Raw genomic sequence first — 2,732 nt, forward strand, 5'->3', positions numbered from 1 at the left:
TGGGTATTCCGGGCGAACGTGAACAGCCATTCCAGTGAACGTGAACGCTGGAATGAGTAGCTCGCGGGGACCGATTCCGGGCGCGTGAACGCTGATTCCGCTGGCGTGAACAGCGATTCCAGTCATCGTGAACGCGGCTCTGGCCTGGGTTGAAAGTGAAGTTGCGCAAGTCAAGACCACCCTGGCGGGTAGGTAGCCTCACTGCATTTAATTGCAGGAAGCCAGATGCCCGCCCGAAAGATCACCATGCGCAAGATCAAGGAAATACTCCGTTTGACCCTGGACGCCAAGCTGCCCTACGAGCAGATTGCCGCGTCGCTTCAGCTCTCCAAAGGCGTCATCTCCAAATACGTCAAGCTCGCCAGCACTGCCGGGCTTGATTGGCCAGCCATCGCGGCCATGGACGAAGGAGCGCTGGAGCGCCAACTGCTGGGCCCGGCAAGAAGCCCGGTCGTCTACGCCCCGCCCGACTACGGCCAGGTCCACGTGGAGCTGCGAGGCAAAGGCGTCACGTTGATGCTGCTGTGGGAGGAATACTGCGGCCAATGGGCCGAGGACGGTGAGGTCAAGCCTTACCGATACTCTCAGTTCTGCGAGAGCTACCGCCGCTTTGCCAGGACGCTCAAGCGCTCGATGCGCCAGGTGCACCGCGCTGGCGACAAGCTCTTCATCGACTATGCCGGCCCCACCATTGCGCTGTCAGGTGGGGGCAAGGCCAACATCTTCGTGGCGGCCATGGGCGCCTCGGGCTACGCGTTTGCTTGGGCAACGCCAGCGCAAACCACCGCCGACTGGCTCGAAGGGTGCTGCAGGGCGCTCGGCTTCTACGGCGGTGTGCCGCAGCTGATTGTTCCGGACAACCCACGTGCCGTCATTGCACAGGCCAGTCGCTACGAGCCGCGGGCCACCGACACCGTGCTGGACTTTGCGGTGCACTACGGCTGCAGCATACTGCCGGCTCGCGCCTACCACCCGCAAGACAAGGCCAAGGCCGAGTCCACGGTGCAAATCGTGGAGCGCTGGATCATGGCACGGCTGCGTCATCAAGCGTTTCATACGGTGCATGAAGTCAACGCAGCCATGGCCCCTTTACTGGAGCACTTGAACAACAAGCCGTTTCAGAAGTTGCCGGGCTCCAGAGCCAGCGTGTTTGCAGCCATTGACGCCCCGGCTCTGATGGCGCTACCGCTGGAGGCTTTTGAACTGGCGATCTTCAAGACGGTCAAGGTGCACATTGATTACCACGTCGAGTTCGAAGGCCACCGCTACAGCGTGCCCCACGCGCTGGTGGGCCAGACGCTGGAATTGCGCGTAACCCGCAACGCGCTGGAAATCCTCAATCGTGGTCAACGTGTGGCCAGCCACGCCAGGAACAGCCGGCGCGGCGGCTTTACCACCACCGACGAGCACATGCCCGAGAACCACCGGGCCCACGCACAGTGGAGCCCGGACCGCTTGATTGCCTGGGGCGAGCAGATCGGGGTGGCCACAGTGCGCACGGTGCGTCATCTGCTGGAGCGTCAGCGCCACCCTGAACACGCTTACCGGGCCTGTCTGGGTTTGCTCTCACTGAGCCGGCGCTACAGCGCAGCCCGTCTGGAGGCAGCGTGCCTGATTGCGCTGCAACTGGGCACCAGCAAATACAGCCATATCAAGGACATCCTCGTCAACCGCGGCGATCAGTTGCAAAAAGCCGAGGCGCCCGAGTGGACCAGCCCTCAGCACGCCCATGTACGCGGCCCCGGCTATTACCAGTAAGCAACAAATTGAAAGAAACACCATGATGATGAACACCACTTTGGCGCAACTGCGCGAATTGAAGCTCGAAGGACTGGCTGCGGGCCTGCAGGATCAACTCAGCCAGGCAGGCGTGAGTTCGATGAGCTTTGAGGAGCGCCTGGCGCTGCTGGTCGACCGTGAAATGCACTGGCGCCAAGACCGCCGTCAGGTACGCCTGCTCAAGCAGGCGCGACTGAAATACCCGCAAGCGGCCATTGAAGATGTTGACGGCCGCGCCGGGCGCGGCGTCCAGCGCAGCACTGTCATGACTCTAGCATTGGGCGATTGGGTACAAAGCGGCCATGCCGTCTTGATCACGGGCCCCACCGGGGCCGGCAAGTCCTGGCTGGCCTGTGCCCTGGCGCAGCACGCCTGCCGGCGCGGCTTCAGTGCGCATTACCAGCGCGTTCCCCGGCTGGGTGAAGAGCTGCGTATTCGCCACACCAACGCCACGTTCGGCAAGTGGCTGGAGCAGATTCGCAAGACCGATGTGTTGCTTCTGGATGATTGGGGGATGGCGGCTCTGGACAGCCAGACCCGGGCAGACTTGCTGGAGGTTGTTGATGACAGGGCATCAAGCCGGGCCACGATTATCACCAGCCAGCTGCCCATTGAGCACTGGCACGAGTGGATTGGCGACGCCACGATGGCCGACGCGATGCTTGACCGGCTGATGCAGAACCATCACCGCTTGACGATCACGGGGGAGTCTTTGAGAAAAAAGCCGGCCGCAGGAAAACCCAATGCGGCCGATTTGAAGGAGTAGACGGGCTAATGACGGGGCGCCAAAAAACCGACAAACACACACGACGAAAGGATTCACCAAGCTGAAAAACCACCTCAGCCTACAATTTGAGCGCGTAACAACACATCAACACCGCCGCAGCGTTCACGTTGCCCGGAATCGCCGTTCACCATCCTGGAATGAGCGTTCACGTTCGCTGGAATACGCA

General features: G+C 61.5%; 2 protein-coding genes. Both read left to right on the forward strand.

The window, feature by feature from the left end; all coding sequences use genetic code 11:
* Window positions 1-225: 225 nt before the first annotated feature.
* Window positions 226-1,758: an IS21 family transposase gene (gene istA / locus IWX85_RS20025; RefSeq protein WP_196870969.1), complete on the forward strand. Its 1,533-nt coding sequence runs from the start codon at window positions 226-228 to the stop codon at window positions 1,756-1,758.
* A 22-nt stretch (window positions 1,759-1,780) separates the two neighbouring features.
* Entirely contained in the window at window positions 1,781-2,545 is a 765-nt protein-coding gene (istB, locus tag IWX85_RS20030) for an IS21-like element helper ATPase IstB (protein WP_196870970.1), read from the forward strand.
* Window positions 2,546-2,732: the final 187 nt, after the last annotated feature.

This window comes from Polaromonas sp. CG_9.11, from assembly GCF_015752225.1.
Classification (GTDB): Bacteria; Pseudomonadota; Gammaproteobacteria; order Burkholderiales; family Burkholderiaceae_C; genus Polaromonas.